Origin of the sequence: Erythrobacter sp. HI0063 (assembly GCF_001635685.1) — a bacterium.
Lineage (GTDB): Bacteria > Pseudomonadota > Alphaproteobacteria > Sphingomonadales > Sphingomonadaceae > Qipengyuania.
The window spans coordinates 1-313 of the sequence record NZ_LWFF01000203.1 but is presented as its reverse complement, the minus strand read 5'-3'; the positions used below and the strand labels follow the sequence as shown (position 1 = coordinate 313).

Annotated in this window: 1 protein-coding gene; it reads right to left on the bottom strand. The window is 62.0% G+C overall.

Annotated elements, in window-relative coordinates:
- Positions 1 to 190, bottom strand: a 190-nt coding sequence (locus tag A3736_RS06580; protein ID WP_233999288.1) for a PepSY domain-containing protein, incomplete at its 3' end; no start/stop codon positions are given.
- Positions 191 to 313: the final 123 nt, after the last annotated feature.

Here is a 313-nt window from a genome sequence, read left to right as displayed (position 1 = left end):
GAACGCTGGCAGGTGCGATGGCGGTCATTTCAGGCGCGTCGTGCTGTTCGAGCCTTTGCCACTCTTCGTACAGGACGATCGCGGTGCCGGTGGCGCAGATCAGATAGAGCAGTGCGCAGCAGATCAGGCCCAGCGCCGAATGCGCCGAGATCGCCTTGCGAACGGTCTGTTTGGATAGTGCGATGGTCATACCGTACCGTTCTGGAGCAGGAGGAAGGGTGCCGAAACGGCGGCAACGCCCATCACCAAGGCGCATTGCCTTATGCGCCGCGACATCATCAGCAGCGCGAAGGAGAGGATGGGCCAGGCGATC